Below are 22353 nucleotides of genomic sequence, written 5' to 3'. Positions count from 1 at the left end.
AGAGATCTTTTAGCGAAATTTATGTGATTTCTGCCCAGAATCTCTTGTAATATCGATGGGCCGGGCGTACACCGGAACTAAAGGCACACCAAGCCGCCGACCCTCGCCCGGAAGCGACCCGAACCCATGTGTGTTACCGCCAGCCTGCTTGCCTCGCCGGTCGGCCCCCGACCGACGGAGCCCCCGCCGATGGCGCCCACCCCGGTCTCCGGACGCGACGCCCTGCTCGCCCTGCCCGCCGAAGCCGCCCTGGTCGGCTGTGCCCGCCACTTCGCCGAGAACGTCCTCACCCAGTGGCATCTGCCGTCCGACGAACGCGATGCCGCCGTCCTCGTCGTCGGGGAGCTGGCCGCCAACGCGGTCCGGCACGGACGCAGCAGGATGACACTCCGGCTGACCCTCGCCCCCGGCGCCCTCCAGCTCGTCGTGTCCGACCACGGTCTGCTCCCCCGCCCCAGGCGGCCGCACACCGCACCCGACCCCGATGAACACGGCCGCGGTATCCCTCTCGTGGCAACCCTCGCCACCCGGGTCGAAACCCGCCACCACGACAACGGCCACTGGGTCCGCGCCACCATGCCCGTGGCCGCGGCGCACCCGATGGCCGCATGAGCGGCCGGCCGCCGCACACGGCGGACCGTGACCGCTTTCACACCGGCGACGTGATCGTTTGCCAGCAGACTGGCCCTCATGTGGACGCAGACGATAACGGCGGCCGGAGTGCTCGCCCTGCTGACCGTGGTGCCGGGGCCGGACATGGCCGTGGTCACCAAGCGCGCGATCGCCTCCGGGAGGGCGGACGCCCTGCGCACCGCCGCCGGAATCACGACCGGCCTTGTGGTCTGGGGGGTGTTCACCGTCGCCGGGCTCGCCGCGGTCCTCGCGGCCTCGGCCGAGGCGTACTTCATCGTCAAGGTGCTGGGGGCGGTGTATCTGGCCTACCTCGGTCTGCAAGCGCTGTGGCAGAGCCGACGCGCCGCTCCGGAGACCGCCGAGCCCACGGCCACCGGCTCGAAGCGCGCGTACCTGACCGGGCTGACCACCAACATCCTCAACCCGAAGATCGCCGTGTTCTACACCGGTCTGCTGCCCACCCTCGCCCCTGACGGTCTGCCCCCGGCGACCGGTATGGGCATGCTGGTCACACTGCACGCGGCACTGACCCTGAGCTGGCTCGGCGGCTACGCCTGCCTCGTGTCCAGGGCACGCGGAGTGTTCCAGCGGCCCCGGGTCCGCCGGGTGCTGGACCGGGTCACCGGTGTGGTGCTCATCGGCTTCGGGGCGCGGATCGCCACCGACGCCCGCTGACGCCCGCGTCGGCGCGCCACGGCCGCGAACGACGGTGGGGGAGCAACCGGATCCCTCTCGGGATCGGTTGCTCCCCCACCGCGGAACGACGGATCGGACCGTCCGCCCGGGTCAGACCACCGGGGCCGGGTACGTCGGGTACTCCACCCCGGAGACGTGCTGGACAACGCGGATGACCTGGCACGAGTAGCCGAACTCGTTGTCGTACCAGAGGTAGAGGATCGCGTTGTCGCCGTCGACCTTGGTGGCGCCCGCGTCGACGATCGAGGCATGGCGCGAGCCGATGAAGTCGTTCGAGACCGCGTCGGGAGCGCTGGTGAAGTCGATCTGGCGCTTGAGCGGCGAGGTCAGCGAGACATCACGGAGGTAGTCGAGAACCTCCTCGCGGGTGGTCTCACGCGCCAGCCGCAGATTGAGGATCGCGATGGAGACATCGGGCACCGGCACGCGGATGGAGCTGCCGCTGATGGGCGCCTTGAGGTCGGGCAGCGCCTTGGCCACGGCGGACGCGGCACCGGTCTCGGTGATGACCATGTTGAGCGGCGCGGAGCGGCCGCGGCGATCGGCCTTGTGGTAGTTGTCCAGCAGATTCTGGTCGTTGGTGAACGAGTGGACGGTCTCCACGTGGCCGCGCAGCACACCGTACTCGTCGTCCATCGCCTTCAGCGGCGGGACGATCGCGTTGGTGGTGCAGGACGCGCAGGACAGGATCTGCTCATCCGGCTTGATCGTGTCGTGGTTGACGCCGTGCACGATGTTGGGGACATCGCCCTTGCCCGGCGCGGTCAGAACGACCTTGTCGACACCGGGGCGCAGGTGCTGCGACAGACCCTCGCGGTCGCGCCACTTGCCGGTGTTGTCGATCAGGATGGCGTTGTTGATGCCGTACGCCGTGTAGTCGATCTCCGACGGGTCGTTGGCGTAGATCACCTTGATCTCGTTGCCGTTGGCGACGATCGTGCTGTTCGCCTCGTCCACGGTGATCGTGCCCTGGAACTGGCCGTGGATGGAGTCACGGCGCAGCAACGAGGCGCGCTTGACGATGTCCTGGTCACCGCCCCGGCGGACGACGATGGCGCGCAGCATCAGGCCGTTGCCGGAACCGGCCTTCTCGATGAGCAGCCGGGCCACGAGGCGGCCGATACGGCCGAACCCGTAGAGGACCACATCGCGCGGCTCGCTGCGCTCGATCTTGTTGTCGCCGGTGGCGCCCGCGACGGCCTCGGCGGTGAACTCCTCGACCGACAGACCGCGGTCGTCGGTGCGGTAGGTCTCGGCGAGCAGGCCGAGGTCGATCTGGGACGGGCCGAGATCGAGCGTGGTCAGAGCCTGAAGGAACGGCAGGGTGTCGGTGACCGAGAGTTCGACACCCGCGATCTGCCGTGCGAATCGATGGGTCTTGAGGATGCTGACCACCGACTTGTTCACCAAGGAGCGGCTGTGAAGCAGGACGGTGACGTCCCGCTCCCGATGCAGCTTCCCGATGATCGGGATCATCGACTCCGCGATCTCCTCGCGGTTTTTCCAATTGGTGAACGAGTCCTCGTTGGCAGTCACAGCGCATCTTTCGAGCTAGGCGGTGCTCATATGCTACCCCCGCCCGCACGATGATCGTTCAAACGCCCCCCTCGGGCGGGATCCTGTGATGGGCCTCCTCACCAGACCGGGGCATCACTTTGACCCGATACGCCCTTTGCGTACCGCCTTACGGACGCCCATGCCGTCGCGCTCCGCACCGGCGCTATGACACCGTGCGCGCGCAGTGCGATGCACACCACCCCCGGGCCCACGCCGAGCGCGTGGTGAGGATCGTCGCAGCGCCCGTATCCCCGCCGCCAGGTGCGAAGATGCCCCCCAGGTCGGGGAACCGCAACAGCTGCGGCGGTAGTCATCAGGACGTACCGACCGGGCCGCGGCTTCGGTACGACGGCGCCTGGGAAGCCGACGACGGGGGGAAAGGGAACCATCGCGTGACGCACAAGGACGCCATCGAAGGCGGCGCGACCGAACGCATACCGCAAGGCGCCAAGCCTTCTGAGGTCATACCCGGCTCACCGAAGACCATCGAGGACCTGGCCGTCAAACTCCGCGCCTACTCCGGCGCGTTCAAGGACGGAGAGGACCAGCTCGGCGTTCTGTCCCTGATGAACTGGACCGGCGCCGCCAACGAAGGCTTCAAGGGCGCCACCGACAGACTCCCCACAGAACTGGAGTCCCCCCAGACCTACTTCACCTCGGCCGCAAGCGCCCTGGACTCCTACGCCGCCAAACTGCGGTCGGTGCAAAAGCGCGTCAAACCGATCATCGACGACGCCGACGAGGCCCGCGCCGCGTCCAAGCACTACTGGGCCCGGGTCAAGGAATACAACGCCGCGGTGGACCGCAAGGACGACACCCTTCCCGAGCGCCCGCCGGAGGACGACCCCGGACTCGCCGCGCTGAGCAGCTGCTACGGCCGCTTGGACAAACTGGAGCACGAACTCCAGCTCGTCGTCACCTCGTCGAAGAAGAAACTGGACACCGCGGCCGAAGAGGCCCCGGACAAACCCCCCGCCCCCTCCGGCTGGGACACGCTCACAAAGGGAGTCGGCGACTTCTTCGGCGGCGCGGGCGAGACCGTCAGCGGCTGGTACAACGACTTCGACGACCTCGTCAACGACGGCGTCGGAGGCGCCGGACTGCGCCTCGCGGGCATGGTCGACGGCGCCGCCTACGCCGCCGACCACCCCAAGGAATTCGCCAAAGCCGTCGTCAACTGGGACGAATGGCAACGCAACCCCGCCCGCGCCGCCGGCCAGCTCACCCCCGAACTCCTCCTCGCCCTCGCGTCCGGCGGCTCAGGCGCCGTCCGACGCGGCGGCTCCGCGGCCAAGAACGCCGCACAACGCCTCCTCAACCGCGAACGCGCCCTCTGCCGCGACCAGAGCCCGCGGGCGTACCAACAGCGATCCGGACAACAACAGCACACCGAACGGGGAGCGGCCCACCACTGGTGAGCCGATCGATGTGGCCACCGGCGAGATGGTCATGTCCGCCACCGACGTCGCCCTGCCCGGAGTGCTCCCGCCACTCCGGCGGCTACCGCATCGCCATCGACACCGACCCACAACTGCTGCGCATCACCGCCCTGCGCATGCTCCACGGCGAGGACCACCAGCACAGCACCACCCTGATCTCCTACGGCTACAACCAGGCCGGAGACCTCAGCGAGATCATCAACTCCACCGGGAAACCACTGCGCTACCAGTACGACGACGCTCACCGCGTCACGTCCTGGACCGACCGCAACGGCACCACCTACGCCTACGTCTACGACCACCGCGGCCGCGTCCTGCGTGGCATCGGCCCCGACGGCACCCTCTCCGGCAGACTCCGCTACAGCGCCGACGGCCGCACCACCCACTACACCGACTCCCTCGGCAACACCACCACCTACACCCACAACAACGCCTACAAGGTGATCGTGGAGACGGATCCGCTGGGCAACACCACCCGGACCGAGTGGGACACCAGCAACCGCCACCCCATCGCCATCACCAACCAACTGGGCCACACCACCCGCTATCACTACGACAGCCACGACCGCCTGACCACCATCGAGCACCCCGACGGCACGGTCAGCAGAGCCGTCCGCAACGCGTGGGGCCTGCCGCTGGAGATCCATGAACGAGGCGGCGCGGTATGGCGCCACACCTATGACGCACGCGGGGCGCACACCTCCACCACCGATCCCGGCGGAGCCACCACCCACTACACATACGACGAGAAGGGTCACCTCTCAGCGATCACCGATGCGCTGGGCCACACCATCGAGGTGACCACCAACGGCGCCGGTCTGCCGGTCACCGTCACCGACCCCCTCGGCCAAACCACGCATGTCCGCCGGGGTCCCCACGGCCAGATCACGGCGATCACCGACCCGCTCGGTGAGACCACCCGGCAGGGCTGGACCATCGAGGGGCGCCCCGCCTGGCGCGAATCCCCCGACGGCGCCCGCGAGGTATGGCAGTGGGACACCGAGGGCAACCTCGCCCGCCACACCGACCAGGCCGGACACACCACCACCTACACCCACACCTACTTCGACCAGCCGGTCACCCGCACCGACCCCGACGGCTCGGCCACACCTTCGGCTACGACACCGAACTGCGCCTGACCACCGTCACCAACCCCCAGGGCCGCCAGTGGAGTTACGACGACGACCCGGCGGGCCATCTGGTCGCGGAGACCGACTTCAACGGCGCCACCCGCACCTACACCCGTGACGCCGCGGGCCGCCTCACCGCCCGGACCAACGCCCTGGGCGAAACACTGCGCTACACCCTCGACACCGCCGGGCGCGTCCTCGCCCAGTACGACGAGACCACCGGTGAAGAGACCACCTTCGCCTACGACGCCAACGGCGCCCTGATCCACGCGGCCAACACCACGACTGAGCTCACCCGGGAGCTGCGGCCCCGAAGCCGCCGAGTTGAGGTGTTTCAGGGACCTCGGTGTGCTCGACCGGCCGCTGGACGCCCGGATCGGCATCGCCCCCGATGTGTCCCTCCTCGTGCAGGAGGGCGCGGTGGCGGGCTGGAGCCTCACCGATCCCGCCCGCTACCTGACTGACGGCTTCGCGCAGCCCGAGGCCACCGCACCCTCCCCCGCCACCCGGCGGCGGCTGGCCGAGTGCCTGGACCTGATCTCCTCCCCGCTCGTGGACGAGGTGATGGACCAGGACGCGGCAGCCTGGCGCATGCTCCGGACCACCGAGCGCGCCTTGCGCGACCAGCGGGAGGACCGGCGGCGGGCGGACGTCCTGCACCAGGTCATCAGCCGGCTGATGGAGGACTACGAGTCCTGAGGCCCGATCCGGCCGATGTAGCCGTCCCGTACCGGCCGGGTGCGGACCGCCCCGGGGGAGAACGGTCCAGGAGTGCGGTTCGTCCGGGCCGGGCGCGCCGAAGGTGAGGCGGGTGGCATGGGTCCCGCGGTAGAGGTCGAAGAGGCGCAGCGTCCGCCCGTCGGCGCCGCCACCGCGTCGTATGCGACCTGAGGCGTACGGCCGCCTTCTCTTCCGTCCGTGGCCACATCGGAGGACACCCCGGTGGGCGCGGACACGGTGTCCGATTCGGCGCCGTATGTCCGCTACCTCTCAGGTAGCACGGCGCGCCCCCCGCTGATACCCGCGGCGTACCGAGAGCGGCGCTTTGGGCTGACGCGGCCCCGGAGCAGGGCGACTTAGCGTGATTCACGTCCTCCGAGGGGCGCCGCGAAAGGAACCTGATGATCGAAGTAAAGGGACTGTCCAAGCGCTACGGCGACAAGGTCGCCGTGGACGACTTGAGCTTCACGGTCCGGCCCGGACTCGTCACCGGCTTCCTCGGGCCGAACGGGGCCGGGAAGTCCACCACGCTGAGGATGATCGTCGGCCTGGACCAGCCGACCTCCGGTACGGCGACGGTGTGCGGCCGCCCGTACCGGGAGCTCGCCCGTCCGCTGTGCACCGCCGGTGCGCTGCTGGAGGCGAAGGCCGTACACAGCGGGCGTACCGCGCGCGAGCATCTGCGGGGGCTGGCCGCCTCCAACCGCCTCCCCAAGCGGCGGGTTGACGAGGTATTGGAGCTGGTCGGCCTGACCGACACCGCCCGGCGGCGGGTCGGTGGCTTCTCGCTCGGCATGGGCCAGCGTCTGGGCATCGCGGCCGCGCTGCTGGGGGATCCCGAGGTCATCATCCTCGACGAACCGGTCAACGGCCTGGACCCGGAGGGCATCCAGTGGGTGCGCGAGTTCATGCGCGGCATGGCCGACGACGGCCGTACCGTTCTGGTCTCCTCCCATCTGATGAGCGAGATGCAGGACACCGCGGACCATCTGATCGTGATCGGCCGTGGCCGTCTGGCGGCCGACAGTTCGATGGCCGACTTCCTGGCGCGCAGTTCGCACAACGGTGTTGTGGTGCGTACACCGCACACGGCGCAACTGGTGTCCGTGTTGCGCAGCAGCGGGGCAACGGTCGACGCCCTCGCGGACCGCGACCGCGAGCGTGGGGACGATGCGGTGGAGGAACCACCCCTGATCGTGAAGGGGCTCGACGCCCGGCGGATCGGGGAACTGGCCGGGCAGAACGGTCTGTGGCTGCATGAGCTGGCACCACAGCGGGTGTCACTCCAGGAAGCCTTCATGGAGCTCACCGCGGATGCCGTCGAGTACCGGGTGGGGCGGCGCGGAGCCGCCGAGCACAACGGAGTTGCCGTATGAACATGGTCAGGACGCATACCGCCGGGGCGGAACACCGAGCGGTCCCCCGTGCACTGCCGGGTGACGACCGGAGCATGCGGCCACGATTCGCCGATGCGGTCGCCTTCGAGTGGATCAAGATCCGGTCGATCCGGTCGACGTGGTGGACGCTGGCGGCCGCCGCCTGCATCAGCATCGGCATCGGAGTGCTCGGCGGCCACGAGGCGCTTCCGGACGACACCACGGCGTTCGTCATGGAGAAGATCCTCGTGGGCCTCTCGCTCGGACAGATGGCGATCTGCGTCTTCGGCGTGCTGACGGCCACGTCCGAGTACGGCACCGGCTCGATCCGCAGTACGTTCACGGCGGTACCCGACCGCCTGCGGCTGCTGGCCGCCAAGGCCCTGGTCGTCTTCACCGTCTCCCTGGTGGCGGGGACGGCCATCGTCTTCGCCACCTTCGCCGCCGGGACCCTCACGCTGGGGTCGGATGTCCGGGTCCCGTCCGTGTCGGAGGACGCGGTGCTGCGTGCACTGGTGGGCGGAGGCTGCTATCTGGCCCTACTCGGGGTGTTCTCGCTCGCGCTGGGCCTGGTGCTGCGCGCCTCCGCGGGCGGCATCACGGCCGCCGTCAGCATCACCTTCATCCTTCCCACGGTGTTCCAGATGCTCGGCAGAGACGGTGAGACCCTGCGCAAGTGGTGGCCGACCCAGGCCGGACAGCAGATCCTCCAGGTGTCACCGTCCACGACCAATCTGGCACCGTTCCCGGGGCTCGGCTATTTCGTGATCGTCACGGTCATCGGGCTCGCCTCGGCGATGGTCCTGACCAACCGGCGTGACGCCTGACGGGGCCCATAACGTCCACCGTCCCAGCGCGCGGCCCTTCCCGGACACCTTGTGTCAACGGGCGGGGCCGCGGCCCGCGTTGGTGATGTCCCGGGCCCCCGTCCATCCGCGGTCATGCCTTCCGGCCCTCCCTCAACGCGGACAACGCGAGCAGGTGCCGGATCAGGGCAACTGTGGCCAGGACCACCACGAGTGCGCACACACCCCACCATCCGGCCCGGCTCCAGGCCTGGACACCGAGCCAGGACCCCGCGCTGCCGCCGAGGTAGGCACAGGTCATATAGGCGGTGTTGAGCCTGGAGCGGGCGTCGGGACGCACGGCGTAGACCCGGGCCTGGTTGGCGACCATCCCGGACTGCATCGCGACGTCGAGGAGCAATGTGCCGACGGTCAGGGCGGCCAGACCCACCGGGCCGCCCCGGGCGCCCACGGCGAGGACCGCGGCGGAGACGAGGACTCCCACCATGCAGATGAGGTTCACCGGGTCGGGACCCCGGCGGTCCACCAGACGGCCGGCGAACGGCGTGCAGAGCATGGTGGCCCCGCCCACCAGGGCGAGCAGTCCGACGGCCTGGGCACCCAGCCGGTACGGGGGGCCGGTGAGGAGAAGCGCCAGACAGGTCCAGACGGCCGAGAACCCCGCGAAGACCGTTGCCTGGTAGAGGCAGGAGCGGCGCAGCTCCGGCTCGGTGCGCAGCAGACGCAGCGGTTCGGCCAGGAGCACGGGGTAGGACTTCCGGGAGGACGGGATCGTCGCGGGCACCGTGAGCGCCAGGACGGTGGCGAGGAGCAGTGTCAGGGCCGCGGCCACCAGATAGGGGGCCCGCCAGCCCAGCCATTCGCCCAGCGTGCCGCTGAAGGTGCGGGCCAGCAGCATGCCCCCGGTCGATCCACTGAGCAGGGTGCCGATCACCGCTCCTCGGCGGTCGGGGGCCACCAGGCCGACCGCCAGCGGACCGGCGATCTGCGCGGCCACGGTGGTCAGACCGACCGCGCCGCCGGCGGCGACCAGCGGCGCCAGGGCCGGTGCGCAGCCCGCGATGAGCAGGGCGATGCCGGTGAGGGCGAGCAGGACCACGAGGAACGTGCGATGCGGGATCCGGTCGCCGAGGGGCACCAGCAGCACGATCCCTGCCGAGTAGCCGATCTGGGTGGCGGTCACCACCAGGGCGGCCGAATCGGGTGACACCTCCAGTCCGGCGGCAACCAGCGGACCGATGGCCTGCGGGAAGTAGATGTTGCCCACCGCCACGGCGCAGGTGAGGGCCAGGATCGGAATCATCCGCCGGCCGCCCGGTCTTCGCACCGGAGTGGCACATGCCGTGGGGGGTGTGGGCGTCGCGGGTTTCTTGGACGTCATGGCCCGAAGTCCACGACAGCGGCCGTCCGTTGCCAATCGATGTAGTGTCCGACTTAATGATCAGCTTTGAGCTCGGCGTGGAGGACCTCGCTGACACGCATTTCGCCGTCTCACCTTTGAACGAGACCGTGTTCAGCCTGCGGGTGCTGCACGATCCGGGCCTGTCAGCGCTGCATCTGCCATGGCGCAGATCCGTACTCGGCGGACTCGGCGCCCTGGACACGGACTTGCTGATGTCCCTGGTGGCGCGGCGACTCACCCTTCCGGACTTTCTGACCCCCAGACCCATGAGCTTCGCCCCGGCCTTCGAAGACGAACTGGCCGTCGTCCGCCGGACCCCTCCTGCCCTGGTGCGCCGCGATCTCCTGGCCGCCCACGCGCCGGATCCGCTCCCCCGGGCCCTGTACGACGCCACCGCCGACGACAGCGTGTGTGTGGCCGCACTCCGTGACACCATCTGCGAACTCCTGCGCCGGTACTGGGAGATCGCCATCAAGCCGAGGTGGCCGCAGATGCGCCTGGTGGTGGAGGCCGATATGACGTACCGGGCGCGGCAGCTGGCGCGGGGAGGTGCCCGGCTGCTCTTCGCCGATATGCACCGGAATCTGCGGTGGCACGACGGTGTGTTGCACATCGACAAGATGATCAGCAAGCACCATGTCGCGGCATCGGGTCGCGGGCTGCTGCTTCTGCCCTCGGTATTCGCCCACAAACCCGCGCCGCCGGTCAGCCCGGAGGAACCCCCGTCGCTGGTCTACCCCAGCCGTGGGGTGGCAACGCTCTGGACAACACCGGTGGCCACCGGTGACACATCCGCTCTCGTCCCGCTCCTCGGCGCACCCCGCACGAGGCTGCTCAGCCTGCTGGAAGAGCCGCTGGCCACGGTGGAACTCGCCCGCCGCCTCGGGGTGACTCCCAGTGCGGTGTCCCAGCATCTGCGTGTGCTGCACGCCACCGGCCTGGTCACCCGGGCACGCCACGGACGGCAGGTCCTGTACCGGCGCAGCGTGCTCGGCGATCAACTCACCGGATCCACCGGACGCACCGAACGGTGAGCGACCACCCGCCGGTCTAGACGCAGGACGGGCACAGCCCCTGGTAGGTGACCTCGACCGCGGACACGGTGAAGCCGAACCGTTCCTCCGCCGGGAGACCGGCCAGCAGATCGCCGGTCGGATGGACATCGCGGATGGTGCCGCAGCCGGAGCACACCAGGTGCTGGTGCGGATGGTGTGCGTTGGGGTCGTAGCGCTTGGCGCGGCCGTCGGTGGAGACCTCTATGACCTCACCGAGGGAGACCATCTCCCCCAGGGTGTTGTAGACGGTCGCCCGGGAGATCTCGGGCAGCCGGTCCGCCGCGCGGGCGTGCACCTCGTCAGCCGTGAGATGCACATGATCGCCGTCGAGGACCTCCGCAACGACACGTCGCTGGGAGGTCATCCGCCAGCCACGCCCTCGCAGTCGCTCCAGCAGGTCACTCATATCGGTTCACCTATTCAGGTTCGGTGGGACTCCCGAAGTTTACCAATGGACATCCGGGATCCGATCGGATATGGGTTTGGCGCACTTCTTGACTTAGATTCTGTCCATCGTAGGATCGGTTCCGGCGAGAGCCAAGAGACAGGAAGACTCCGGTACGACAGGAGACAGAGACGTGACGGGACCACCGCCGAGCAGCTCCGCGGTGCAGGCCCTCCGGTGATGGCCTCCCGCGTCTCCCTCTACGTCGTACCCGAGGACCTCTGCCTTACCGCGTCCGACGAACCACGGCTTCCCGATCGTCCTCTCGATCGACGGGGCCGAGGTCATCTCCCGGGGCCGTGCCCCGACCGTTCCACCATCCGCAGTTCATGAGCACCGTGATCCGCCTGGTCCGGAAGGATTCCCATGTCTGAGAACCATGACGCCATCGTCGTAGACGCGAAGACGGAAGGCGGAGGTGGCTGCCCGGTCGCACACGGGCGCGCGCCGCACCCGACGCAGGGCGGCGGAAACCGCCAGTGGTGGCCGGACCGGCTGAACCTGAAGATCCTTGCCAAGAACCCCGCCGTGGCCAATCCCCTCGGTGAGGAGTTCGACTACGCCGAGGCGTTCAAGGGCCTCGACCTCCCGGCCGTGAAGCGGGACATCGCCGAGGTGCTGACCACCTCGCAGGACTGGTGGCCGGCCGACTTCGGCAACTACGGCCCGCTGATGATCCGGATGGCCTGGCACAGCGCGGGCACCTACCGCATCAGCGACGGCCGCGGTGGCGCCGGGGCCGGTCAGCAGCGCTTCGCCCCGCTGAACAGCTGGCCGGACAACGGCAACCTGGACAAGGCCCGCCGTCTGCTGTGGCCGGTCAAGAAGAAGTACGGCCAGGCCATCTCCTGGGCCGACCTCATGATCCTCACCGGCAACGTCGCCCTGGAGACGATGGGCTTCAAGACCTTCGGCTTCGCCGGCGGCCGTGCGGACGTCTGGGAGTCGGAGGAGGACGTCTACTGGGGCCCCGAGACCACCTGGCTCGGCGATGAGCGCTACAGCGGCGACCGCGAGCTGGAGAACCCGCTCGGCGCGGTCCAGATGGGTCTGATCTACGTCAACCCGGAGGGCCCCAACGGCAACCCGGACCCGATCGCCGCGGCCCGCGACATCCGTGAGACGTTCCGCCGCATGGCGATGAACGACGAGGAGACCGTCGCCCTGATCGCCGGTGGTCACACCTTCGGCAAGACCCACGGCGCCGGCCCGGCCGACCACGTCGGCGCCGACCCCGAGGCCGCCGGCCTGGAGGAGCAGGGCCTCGGCTGGCGGAGCACGTACAACACCGGCAAGGGCGCCGACGCCATCACCAGTGGCCTCGAGGTGACCTGGACCAGCACCCCGGCTCAGTGGGGCCACGAGTTCTTCAAGAACCTCTTCGAGTACGAGTACGAGCTCACCCAGAGCCCGGCCGGCGCCAACCAGTGGGTGGCGAAGAACGCCGAGGCGATCATCCCCGACGCGCACGACCCGTCGAAGAAGCGCCTCCCGATGATGCTCACCACCGACCTGTCGCTGCGTTTCGACCCGGTCTACGAGCAGATCTCGCGCCGCTTCTACGAGAACCCCGAGCAGTTCGCGGACGCCTTCGCCCGCGCCTGGTACAAGCTGACGCACCGCGACATGGGTCCGGTCGTCCGCTACCTCGGCCCCGAGGTGCCCTCCGAGGTGCTGCTCTGGCAGGACCCGCTGCCGCAGCGCACCGGTGAGCTCATCGACGCCGCGGACAGCGCCGCGCTCAAGGAGCAGGTCCTCGCCTCGGGCCTGACCGTCTCGCAGCTGGTCTCCGCGGCCTGGGCCTCGGCCTCGTCCTTCCGCGGCAGCGACAAGCGCGGCGGTGCCAACGGCGCCCGCGTCCGCCTGGAGCCGCAGCGCGGCTGGGAGGTCAACAACCCGGACGAGCTCGCCCAGGTGCTTCGCACGCTGGAGGGCATCCAGGAGTCCTTCAACGCCAAGGGCGGCAAGCAGGTCTCCCTGGCCGACCTGATCGTGCTCGCGGGCAACGCGGCCGTCGAGAAGGCGGCCAAGGACGGCGGTGTCGAGGTCGAGGTGCCGTTCTCGGCGGGCCGGGTGGACGCCGCGCAGGAGGAGACGGACGTCGAGTCCTTCGCCGCCCTGGAGCCGGCCGCCGACGGCTTCCGCAACTACGTGGGCAAGGGCAACCGCCTGCCGGCCGAGTACCTGCTGCTCGACAAGGCCAACCTGCTCACCCTGAGCGGCCCCGAGATGACCGTTCTCGTCGGTGGTCTGCGCGTGCTGGGCGCCAACCACGGCGGTTCGAAGCACGGCGTCCTCACCGACCGTCCGGGCACCCTGACCAACGACTTCTTCGTCAACCTGCTCGACCTGGGCACGACCTGGAAGTCCACCTCGGAGGCGCAGGACGAGTTCGAGGCCCGCGACGCGAGTGGCGCGGTCGCCTGGACCGGTACCCGCGCCGACCTGGTCTTCGGCTCGAACTCCGAACTCCGCGCGCTCGCGGAGGTCTACGCGAGCGATGACACGAAGGAGAAGTTCGTGAAGGACTTCGTCGCCGCCTGGGCCAAGGTCATGGACCTGGACCGCTTCGACCTGGTCTGATCTCACCACTCCACGTCCAGGTCGGCCCCGTGACGGGCCGGCCTGGACGTTGCCGTTATGGGGACGGCGTTGAGCCGGGGCGGTTGTCGTCGGCGGCCAGGTCCGGGGCGATCCGGGCGCACAGGGCGGCGAATTCGGGAAGGTGGCGGGCCGCGAAGTCGTCGGCGTCCCAGGTCTCCGCCCGGATCTCGCCCTCGCGCCAGATGTAGGCCCATCCGCGGTCACCCGAGGCCAGGGTGATCTGGCGCAGCTCGTACTCGTCGTCCTCGAACGCGTCGAGGATCTCCCACTCCCTGAGGCTCAGCCCGGAGAGCAGCAGACCGGGCGCCGCGGCACCGGGAGCGGGCACGAGTCCGGGGTAGACACGTCGTTCGAGAGCGGCGGCCCGCCAGCCGGGAGCGGTCGCGGGTGCGCTCCGGGGCACCCGTCCGAGCAGTGGTGCGAGTACGGCCTCGAACTGGAGGGTGCCGTAGGCGAACAGCGCGTTGGGCCCACCGGCGAGCCGACTCCGCAGCGCGGCGTCGGGGCCGGTCGAGTGCTCGACGGGGATGGCGTCCTGCACGTGTCTCTCCGATCCCTCCGCGCCAGAGGCTCCGCGGCCGGCGACTTCCGGGTCACCTTATACGGCAACCACGTCAGTCCCCGGAGTGTGTCCTGCCCCCGCTCCTGGACGGCACACACCACCATGCGAGACCCGCGGCGATCAGGTAGGCGAGTGCGCCGACGGCCATGCTGACCCGCAGTCCAGCGCCGTAGTCGGTGGCTGTGGCTGTGGCGAGCAACGTGCCACCGAGCGCCACGCCGGTGGCGCTGCCGAGCTGCCGGGTGGTGTTGAACAGTGCGGAGGCGGTGCCCGAGTACGCCGGGGGTGCGGCGCCCATGACGGTGGAGGTGGAACCGGTGAGGGCGAAGGAGGTGCCGAATCCCGCTGCCATCATCGGGGCCACGAGCAGCGGGTAGGCGGGATCGTCACCCGCGGCGACCCAGCCCAAGACCCAGGGCGGCCAGCAGCATGCCGCTGATGACCAGCGGACGATCCCCGGTCCTCCGGGTCAGCCGCCCGGACAGGACGGAGGCGAACATCGTCATCGCCACCGCGGGGAACAGCGCCAACCCGGTGGCGAGGGCGCTGAGGCCGCGCTGGTGCTGGAAGTCCAGGCTGGCGGTGAACACCATGCCGTAGAAGCCGAAGTTGAACAGCAGGCCGATGACGGCTCCGCCGCCCAGCGCACGCGAGCGCAGCAGGTTCGGGGGGAGGGCGGGAGCGCGGGCCAGCCACTCGCGCACCACGAATGCCACGGCCGCCAGCACCGCAAGACCCACCCCGGCGAGGACGGCCGGATCGGACCATCCGCGTCGACCCGCCTCGTTGAGCGCGGCGGTCAGCAGGGCCACCGCCGCCACGACGGCGCACTGTGCCGACCAGTCCAGGGCCCGGGTGGTGAGCCGCGAGGAGGGCTCCACATGGCGCGGCGTCAGCGCCAGACAGGCGATCCCGACGGGCAGATTGATGAGGAACACCCACCGCCAGCCCACCGTGGAGACCAGCAGCCCGCCCAGCAGCGGCCCGGCCGAGGCCGCGATGCCGGCCACGGAACCCCACAGCCCGAAGGCCCGCGAGCGGGCGCCGGGATCCGGATACGCCTGCTGGAGAAGAGCCAGTGAACCGGGGCACGATCAACGCCGCGCCCAGCCCCTCCACCACCCGGGCGGCGATCAGGAAGAGCGCGCTGGGCGCGAACGCACACGCGGCCGAGGCGGCGGTGAACACGGCCACGCCGGTGCAGAAGATACGGCGGTTGCCCAGTCTGTCGCCCAGCGCGCCGCCGGTCAGCAGGAAACCCGCGAAGACCAGGGTGTATCCGTCGGTGATCCACTGGATGCCGGTGAGTGAGGCCGACAGCTCCCGGCCGATCACCGGTACGGCGACGTTGATGACCGTCACATCCAGGATCACCATGAAGTACCCGGCGCACACGGCCAGCAGCGGCACCAGGGACCCACTGGACGCGGGTGGCCCGTCACGGCCGGCCGACTTCGCGAACGCCACGTCCCCAACTCCATCTCGCTCACGAAGACCCTCCGGCAAAAGCCACAACAAGGGATGGATACCACATAGCACCCAGCCGGAGTGGACGTGGCGATCACGCGGGCGGCGGCGCCCTTAGCAGGACATAGGGTGACTGGCGAGTAGGGGAAACCCCACACGACGCGCGTTGGCTCAACGAAGGGCTGGCCGATTGCGGTGGCTGCGGTCATCATGACCCGGTCATCACACTCGCCACTCACACACCCTGGGGACGGAGTTCGTGAACGGATCCTTCGTCAGACCGTTATTGGCCGTCCTCCTGCTCCTCGGCCTGACGGCGCCGGATGCCACGGCCGCCCAGCGGGCGTCACAGCGGCCCGCTCCGACGGCGGCGGATACGGCGCCCGCTCCGGCGGCGGCCGACTGGAAGGGTCCGCTGAGCACCCGGGGCCGCTGGATCGTCGACGCCGACGGCAACCGCTTCAAGCTGAAGTCGGGCAACTGGCATGGCGCAAGCGGCACATGGACGGGATCCGGCAGTCCGGACGAGGACGCCAACCACCATTCGGGCGAGAACTCCGGCCGGATGCCGCTCGGTCTCGACCGAGCGTCCATCAAGGAGATCATCTCCGGATTCCAGGAACTGGGCATCAACAGCATCCGGTTGCCGTTCTCCAACGAGATGATCCATGACACCCGCCCCGTGACGGACGACTCGGTCGCCGCCAATACGGAGTTGCGCGGCAAGACGCCGCTCGAGGTGTACGACGTGGTGGTACGGGAACTCACCGCCGCGGGTCTGGCGGTCATCCTCAACAACCACACCAACACCACACGGTGGTGCTGCGCCGTGGACGGCAACGAGCGCTGGAACGCGAGCCAGTCCGCGGCCACCTGGGAGAGCGACTGGCTGTTCATGGCGCGCCGCTACCGGGACAACAAGCGTGTGGTCGGCGCCGACCTCTACAACGAGGTACGCCGCTCCGTACTGGACGACCCCAACTGGGGCCTCGGCGACAACCATGACTGGTACGCCGCCTCCCAGCGGGCCGGTGACCGCATCCTGACCGAGGCCAATCCGGATCTGCTGATCATCGTCGAGGGGATCAACTGGACCGGCATCCCCGTTGACGGCCTCCCCCACGAGCGGCCCACCCTGGAGCCCGTCCGCCGTCTGTCACACACGCTCGTCGAATCCGGCAAGCTGGTCTACTCGGCGCACTTCTACGACTACACCGGTCCGCGCCACACCGGCGCCACCGGCGTCGGCGAGACCAGCGACCCTCGCTACCGTGATCTCAGCCGGGCGGAACTCACCGCCACACTCAACCGCCAGGCCTTCTACGTGGCCTCCGAATCCGACCGTCACTTCACGGCTCCGGTCTGGATCAGTGAGTTCGGCATCGGAGGACGCGAGGAGACCGGGGCTAAGCAGCGGGCCTGGTTCGAGAACTTTGTCGACGAACTCATCTGCGCGGACGCCGACTTCGCCTACTGGCCCCTCGTCGGACTGCACGAGAACCGCAGGGGAAACGGCTGGGGGCTGCTGCACTGGGACGCCGCGGGCCACCGTATGGGCCTGTACGACGGGGACGACTGGCGGGCCGGGGCCTGGACCCGGCTGATCAACGCCCAGGGGCGGACCGGTCATATCGATCCGGTGACGCGCTGGTCGATGCTCAGCCCTGATCACGGGGACTTCGTGGCCTCCCGGCGAATGCGCGCGCTGCCCGAGCCCGACTGGGACCGCGGGGCACGCAAGGCCGCCTGCCCCGACGGCCAGCGGCTGATGGGGCTGAGCCACACCGGCAACCGTGGACTGTGCTCGGACGTGTCCGCCACGTCACTGGCGGACACCTCCGGTGGACACGAGGTCGTCACGGACGAGCGGCATGTGGCACCCGGCCAGGACTGGGCGTCCGGATACACCAAACTCCAGTGTGCGGACGGTCAGTTCCTGACGGGGTACAGCGTCCGTGGCTCGGCGGTGTCGGCCGCCCTGTGCGTGGCCGCCTCCCCCGGGAAGCTCGCTGCGAGTGGCCGCACGGTGTGGTTCGACCGGGGCGACAACCGGGGGACGGATCCCAAGGGCGGGGACTTCGGACACGGCCGCTACAAGGGGCAGTGTGCCGATGACGAGTACGCCGCCGGGATCGCCTACACCGGGCGCGTGGGTTCGTCCCGTACCCCGGACGCCCTGTACTGCCGGAAGCTGCGCTGAGCGGAAACCGCCCAGCGCTCATGGTGATGACAGGGTGACCACACAGCTCTGTGTCCACCGCCGTCGCAGGCTTGCGCGCTGCTCGGGATCGTCCACGGCCGGATGGCCGAACGCCCCCGACGAGGTCTGCTGGCGCAACAGGAAGTCCAGTCCGTCGCGGACGATACGGTGGCCGGCCCAGCCGAGCAGCGCCAGGCTCTGGAGAAGCACGGCCACTTCGTCCAGCTTGTAGTCCTTGCAGGCGGCCGGAAGGGCCGCGGCCAGTCGCTCGGCGACGGCATGGGCCGAGGAGCCGCGGGAGGACAGGCGGCTCGGATCGTCCCCGGCGTACTGGACCAGCCCCCTCGCGGTCATCGCGGGCGGGCTGCCCTCCGCCATCAACGGCGCCGGGTCCGCGGAGGCGATGAGGGAGTGCGCGGTCTCCTCGGAGAGCAGGCCCAGTCGCATCAGCTGCGCCACACCCCCGGCCGCGGCCGCGGGGATGGCCGTGAGGCCGGAGAGCGCGGTGGCGGTGTCGTCGAGGAAGCGGTCCAGCGTCGCACAGCCGCCGGATGTCGCCCTCAGTCCGTGGGCGCACTCGAAGACCACATCGGCGGCGATGCGTTGCCACCGCGACGGCCCCGGCTCGGCTTCGACGCGTTTGACGACCGAGGCGAGCGCGGAGTGGGCGAGTGCGGGTTCATGAAGCGAACGGGCGCCACGTGCGGCAGCGGCCGCCGCGGGAAGGGCCGCCTCGAGGTCGGCGCCCACGGCGGCTTCGGCGAGCCAGACGGTGGCCCGGCGAAGGGCGGTCGCGGACTGTGCGGCATCGGGCGCCGCGGGGGGTGACGGCCGCCGGCGACGGATGACGGAGGAGCTTCTGGCGAGCAGTCCGGCGAGCGCCGCGACGATGGTCGTGTGGTACGCCGTGGCCCACGAGCGGTAGTCCTCGTCACCGCCTTCGAGCCCCGGGTGGACGATGCCCTCCGGCCCGGCGACCCGGCCGTCGGGTTCCTGGACCTCGGCGAGAAAGGCCCAGGACCGCTCCGCCTCCGCCGAGTCGCGGATGCCCAGGCAGAGCAGCGAGCAGAGCAGCTCCGCTACGAGGTCCGCGTTCCCCCGGCGCCGACACAGCAGACACAGCGCCTCGAGCAGTTCGACGGCGCTGGACAGATCAAAACCGGCGGGCCACTTCGGGACGCGCAATCCGAAGTCGGTGGCGTAGAAGACCGTGTGGGTGATCGCGTAGATATCGCGGTCCCCGAGTCTGAGGACCGATGGGTCCGCGCAGAACAGCGTGAAGGGCAGAATCTCCTCGACCGCGGGCAGCCGGTTTTCGACTCCGGCCAGTTCCATGGTGTGCAGCAGATCCAGCTGCCGATAAGGGATGCGCTCGAAAGAGGTCGCATAGCGACCTGCCACGGATTGCTCGATGAGGTGGTGGAAATCTTCGTCGTGCTGTCCGCACAACCGGAGCGCCGCATGCGTTCCGGCGTACAGCAGAAGCGCGCGCTCATCCCGGCCGACGAGTTCCCGATAGGACGGACGCTTCGCGACGGCACCCATCCGGTCGCACAGCCGCTGATAGTCCTCGTCGAACGGGGCGGGGTCCAGCCGGGCGCGTAGTCCGACCAGCAGCGCCATCTCCACCAGCGCCTTGCGGGCGAAGAGAACGGATCGCTCTTCCGCGGTGTCCGGGTCGAACCGGGTGTGGTGCGCGGCCAGCCAGCAGACCGCTCGCTCTTCGACCGCGCACCACGGTGGGGGCAGTTCGCTCCCCGTGTTCATCGGTGCCACAACTGCCCCCTCGTCGCTCTCTGTCCATCGGGTCGGCCCCGCGGCTGCGTACGTCGCGAGGTCACCCTTACTGCTCGGCGGCGGCTGTCTCGTCGCATTCGGCCGCGACAACGAGCACGTACTTCTCCCACGCCAGCACATATCCCGCGACCTCGTCGAGTGTCGTGGTCGCGCGGACCAGCTGCTCCAGAGGTATTTCGAGATGGACGAGTCCGCTGGTCTGGAGGAACTCCAGGGCTTTCCGGGTATCAATGGAACAGGACATGGCTTGCCTCCGTGGAGAGTTGGGTGTCCTCGGTCGGAATTCCGCTGCCGCACCGCCGAGGTTCCCCCCAGTCTGGCCATGGAACGGCAAGGTGTCACTTGAGCTTTCATTACTCATATCATCGCCATCGAATACCCTGTGAGAATTCTGGGACGCCCGAACCTCCAGGTATTCATGGTGCGGTTGAGCCGGTGCGGTTGGGTTGTCCGTGCGTGCCGGCGCCTCCGCCGTTCGCTTGCCCAACTGCCCCGTGCGGCACGCCACTTCCGCCCCGTATAGTCATGGCCTGACGTATTCGCCCCCGTCGGCCGGAGGTTCCACGTGACCACCTCGCCCCACTCAGACAAGGTGCACGCCGGCCAGGCCATGTACGGGCCGTGGACCCTGCCCCTGTACGACCTGATGGCCTTCAAGATCAACTGCCGGTTCCTCTTCCGGATCCCGGTGTCCGAAGTGGTCGCCATGTTCGACCGCAACGTCTCCCCCGAGCATCTGGACCTCGGTGTGGGCACCGGCTACTTCCTGGACAACTGCCGCACCCATCCGGGGCAGTCCATCACCCTGGCCGATCTGAACGAGCACTCGCTGCGTCACGCGGCCCGTCGGCTGGCCCGCTTCGACGTCACCACGGTCCGGGCCAACGCGCTGGAACCGCTGCCGCTTCCCGAGGCGGCCTTCGGCTCGGCGTCGATGAACTTCTTGCTGCACTGCGTTCCCGGCAGCATCCGCGAGAAGGCGACGGTGCTGGACCATGTCGCGGCCTGCGTACGGCCGGGTGGGCGGCTCTTCGGCGCCACGGTGCTCACCCAGGGGGTACCGGTAGGGACGGCCGCCCGGGTGAATTTCCGGATGTGGAACAAGCGCGGCCTGATGAACAACGCCGAGGACAGTCTCGAGGACCTGCGCACGGAGCTGGCCGCCCGCTTCCCCGACCACAAGCTCACCGTCCATGGCTGCGGCGCCCTCTTCGAGGCCGAGGTCCCCTGAGCATCCCGTACACGACCGGGCCCGGTACGACGCGTGGCAGCGTGTCGCACCGGGCCCGGTCGTGTGTTCCTAGGAGCGGCGCGGCACCGGGATCACATAGCGGTTGAAGACCAGATCGCGCAGGACGTCGTCACCGCCTTCCACGACGGAGACGTAGCGGATGTCGCGCATCAGCTTTCCGATGGGCATCTCGTGGGTGTAGCCGAGCCCGCCGAACATCTCGGACCCCACACTGGCCACGTCCCAGCCGGCCTGGCCGCAGAACATCTTGGCGGTCAGGGCGGACTTGAGGGTGCCCTGCCGGTGGAAGCTCGCGGCGGCGCCCGGGGCGGCCATGATCGCGTCATAGTCGCGGCCGGCGCGCAGACAGTGGCTCTTCATGACGTCGATCTGCATCTCCATCTGCCCGAGCCGCTGGGCGAACACGGGGCTCTCCACGAGGAGGCCGTCGCGCAGCGGCTTGGTCTTGGCGTAGGTCATGCAGTGGTCGCGGATGCGGCGGGCGACCCCGATCGCGGTGGCGGCGATGAGGATGCGGCTGGCGTTGAGGCCGATCTCCAGCAGCCGCAGGCCCGATCCCTCGAGGCGGTTGGCGGCGGGGACCCGGCAGCCCTTCAGGCTGACCTGGTAGGTGTACGAGGCGCGCAGGCCGATGACGTCCCAGCGTTTCACGATCTCGACACCGGGGGTGTCGCGCGGGATCAGCACGGCGTGGTACGCCTCGGAGTCCTCGGCCGACCGGGCGATGACGACGAGGAAGTCGGCGAAGTCGGTGTTGGTCGAGAAGAACTTCTCACCGGTGACGACGAGTTCGTCGCCCTCGGTCGCCACCACGGTCTCGGTCTTGCCGAGTTCGCTGCCCGCGTTCCGTTCGCTGCCCAGTGTCGCGCAGAACGAGCCCCGCTCCGCCATGGGCTTGAGATAGCGGGCCTTGAGCTCCTCGGAGCCGTACAGCTGCACGATGCTGGTGCCGAGCACCGAGATGAAGAGTGTGAAGGCCACTCCGGCGTCGCCGTAGGCGATCTCGTTGACGATCTCGACGCTGTCCTCGAGGCTGAGGCCGCGGCCGCCGAGCTCCTCCGGCAGCCACCAGTTGGCCAGTCCGGTCTCCCGGAACTTCTCGTAGACGTCCGAGGGCTTGTCCTCGAGCGCGTCCGTCTCCGTGTGTCGGCCGGCCAGACACTCCTTGACGAATGTGCGAACGGCCTTCAGGTCTTCCGGTTTCATCTCTCC

At 69.3% G+C, this 22353-nt stretch carries 18 protein-coding genes and 1 pseudogene; 11 read left to right on the top strand and 8 right to left on the bottom strand.

Annotated elements, in window-relative coordinates; genetic code table 11:
* The first annotated feature begins 189 nt into the window (after positions 1-189).
* Together AC4BEG_RS32510 and AC4BEG_RS32505 are read left to right on the top strand one after the other, a co-directional pair.
* A complete protein-coding gene (locus AC4BEG_RS32510; RefSeq protein WP_490703240.1) occupies positions 190-612 on the top strand; it encodes an ATP-binding protein in 423 nt (140 codons plus the stop codon).
* A 78-nt stretch (positions 613-690) separates the two neighbouring features.
* Complete coding sequence (locus AC4BEG_RS32505; protein WP_490703239.1) at positions 691-1308, top strand: LysE family translocator; 618 nt, start codon at positions 691-693, stop codon at positions 1306-1308.
* Positions 1309-1419: 111 nt separating this feature from the next.
* Here AC4BEG_RS32505 and AC4BEG_RS32500 read toward each other — a convergent pair whose 3' ends face one another.
* Complete coding sequence (locus AC4BEG_RS32500) at positions 1420-2865, bottom strand: glyceraldehyde-3-phosphate dehydrogenase (RefSeq protein WP_490703238.1); 1446 nt, start codon at positions 2863-2865, stop codon at positions 1420-1422.
* A gap of 413 nt (positions 2866-3278) precedes the next feature.
* Between AC4BEG_RS32500 and AC4BEG_RS32495 the strand changes: the two genes are divergently transcribed.
* From AC4BEG_RS32495 to AC4BEG_RS32475, 5 genes are all read left to right on the top strand, one after another.
* Positions 3279-4304 (top strand): putative T7SS-secreted protein, encoded by a 1026-nt coding sequence (locus AC4BEG_RS32495; protein ID WP_490703237.1) that lies wholly within the window; start codon positions 3279-3281, stop codon positions 4302-4304.
* Between the two features lie 25 nt (positions 4305-4329).
* Positions 4330-4974 carry a hypothetical protein gene (locus tag AC4BEG_RS32490; RefSeq protein ID WP_490707278.1) on the top strand — a complete coding sequence of 215 codons (645 nt, stop codon included), beginning with the start codon at positions 4330-4332 and terminating at the stop codon, positions 4972-4974.
* An 829-nt stretch (positions 4975-5803) separates the two neighbouring features.
* Complete coding sequence (locus AC4BEG_RS32485) at positions 5804-6154, top strand: hypothetical protein (RefSeq protein ID WP_490703236.1); 351 nt, start codon at positions 5804-5806, stop codon at positions 6152-6154.
* Positions 6155-6576: 422 nt separating this feature from the next.
* On the top strand, positions 6577-7551 hold the full coding sequence (locus AC4BEG_RS32480; RefSeq protein WP_490703235.1) for an ABC transporter ATP-binding protein: 975 nt from the start codon (positions 6577-6579) through the stop codon (positions 7549-7551).
* Between the two features lie 74 nt (positions 7552-7625).
* Complete coding sequence (locus AC4BEG_RS32475; RefSeq protein ID WP_490703234.1) at positions 7626-8378, top strand: ABC transporter permease; 753 nt, start codon at positions 7626-7628, stop codon at positions 8376-8378.
* 112 nt (positions 8379-8490) lie between these two features.
* On the opposite strand, the gene AC4BEG_RS32470 is transcribed toward AC4BEG_RS32475, so the two are convergent.
* Positions 8491-9660, bottom strand: coding sequence for an MFS transporter (locus tag AC4BEG_RS32470; RefSeq protein ID WP_490703233.1), 1170 nt, complete (start codon positions 9658-9660; stop codon positions 8491-8493).
* A 134-nt stretch (positions 9661-9794) separates the two neighbouring features.
* Between AC4BEG_RS32470 and AC4BEG_RS32465 the strand changes: the two genes are divergently transcribed.
* The gene (locus tag AC4BEG_RS32465) at positions 9795-10793 is read left to right on the top strand and encodes an ArsR/SmtB family transcription factor (RefSeq protein ID WP_490703232.1); all 999 of its coding nucleotides are present in this window, start codon (positions 9795-9797) and stop codon (positions 10791-10793) included.
* A gap of 16 nt (positions 10794-10809) precedes the next feature.
* On the opposite strand, the gene AC4BEG_RS32460 is transcribed toward AC4BEG_RS32465, so the two are convergent.
* Positions 10810-11220, bottom strand: coding sequence for a Fur family transcriptional regulator (locus AC4BEG_RS32460; RefSeq protein WP_490703231.1), 411 nt, complete (start codon positions 11218-11220; stop codon positions 10810-10812).
* Between the two features lie 405 nt (positions 11221-11625).
* Between AC4BEG_RS32460 and katG the strand changes: the two genes are divergently transcribed.
* Positions 11626-13842: a catalase/peroxidase HPI gene (katG, locus tag AC4BEG_RS32455; protein ID WP_490703230.1), complete on the top strand. Its 2217-nt coding sequence runs from the start codon at positions 11626-11628 to the stop codon at positions 13840-13842.
* A gap of 55 nt (positions 13843-13897) precedes the next feature.
* Here katG and AC4BEG_RS32450 read toward each other — a convergent pair whose 3' ends face one another.
* The gene (locus AC4BEG_RS32450) at positions 13898-14404 is read right to left on the bottom strand and encodes a gamma-glutamylcyclotransferase family protein (protein WP_490703229.1); all 507 of its coding nucleotides are present in this window, start codon (positions 14402-14404) and stop codon (positions 13898-13900) included.
* Between the two features lie 73 nt (positions 14405-14477).
* Positions 14478-15838 (bottom strand): annotated as a pseudogene (locus AC4BEG_RS32445) (MFS transporter).
* 313 nt (positions 15839-16151) lie between these two features.
* Between AC4BEG_RS32445 and AC4BEG_RS32440 the strand changes: the two are divergent.
* Positions 16152-18092, top strand: coding sequence for a glycoside hydrolase family 5 protein (locus tag AC4BEG_RS32440; RefSeq protein ID WP_490703228.1), 1941 nt, complete (start codon positions 16152-16154; stop codon positions 18090-18092).
* Positions 18093-18110: 18 nt separating this feature from the next.
* Here the strand turns inward: AC4BEG_RS32440 and AC4BEG_RS32435 are convergent, their stop codons facing one another.
* Entirely contained in the window at positions 18111-19859 is a 1749-nt protein-coding gene (locus AC4BEG_RS32435) for a DUF6895 family protein (RefSeq protein ID WP_490707277.1), read from the bottom strand.
* A 76-nt stretch (positions 19860-19935) separates the two neighbouring features.
* Entirely contained in the window at positions 19936-20133 is a 198-nt protein-coding gene (locus AC4BEG_RS32430; RefSeq protein WP_201882010.1) for a hypothetical protein, read from the bottom strand.
* A 321-nt stretch (positions 20134-20454) separates the two neighbouring features.
* On the opposite strand from AC4BEG_RS32430, the gene AC4BEG_RS32425 reads away from it, so the two are divergent.
* On the top strand, positions 20455-21120 hold the full coding sequence (locus tag AC4BEG_RS32425; RefSeq protein WP_490703227.1) for a class I SAM-dependent methyltransferase: 666 nt from the start codon (positions 20455-20457) through the stop codon (positions 21118-21120).
* Between the two features lie 69 nt (positions 21121-21189).
* On the opposite strand, the gene AC4BEG_RS32420 is transcribed toward AC4BEG_RS32425, so the two are convergent.
* Positions 21190-22347, bottom strand: a complete 1158-nt coding sequence (locus AC4BEG_RS32420; RefSeq protein ID WP_490703226.1) for an acyl-CoA dehydrogenase family protein — start codon at positions 22345-22347, stop codon at positions 21190-21192.
* Positions 22348-22353 lie beyond the last annotated feature (6 nt).

The organism is Streptomyces sp. JLBJ103 (assembly GCF_058215575.1).
This window is presented reverse-complemented; position numbering and strand designations above follow the sequence as displayed.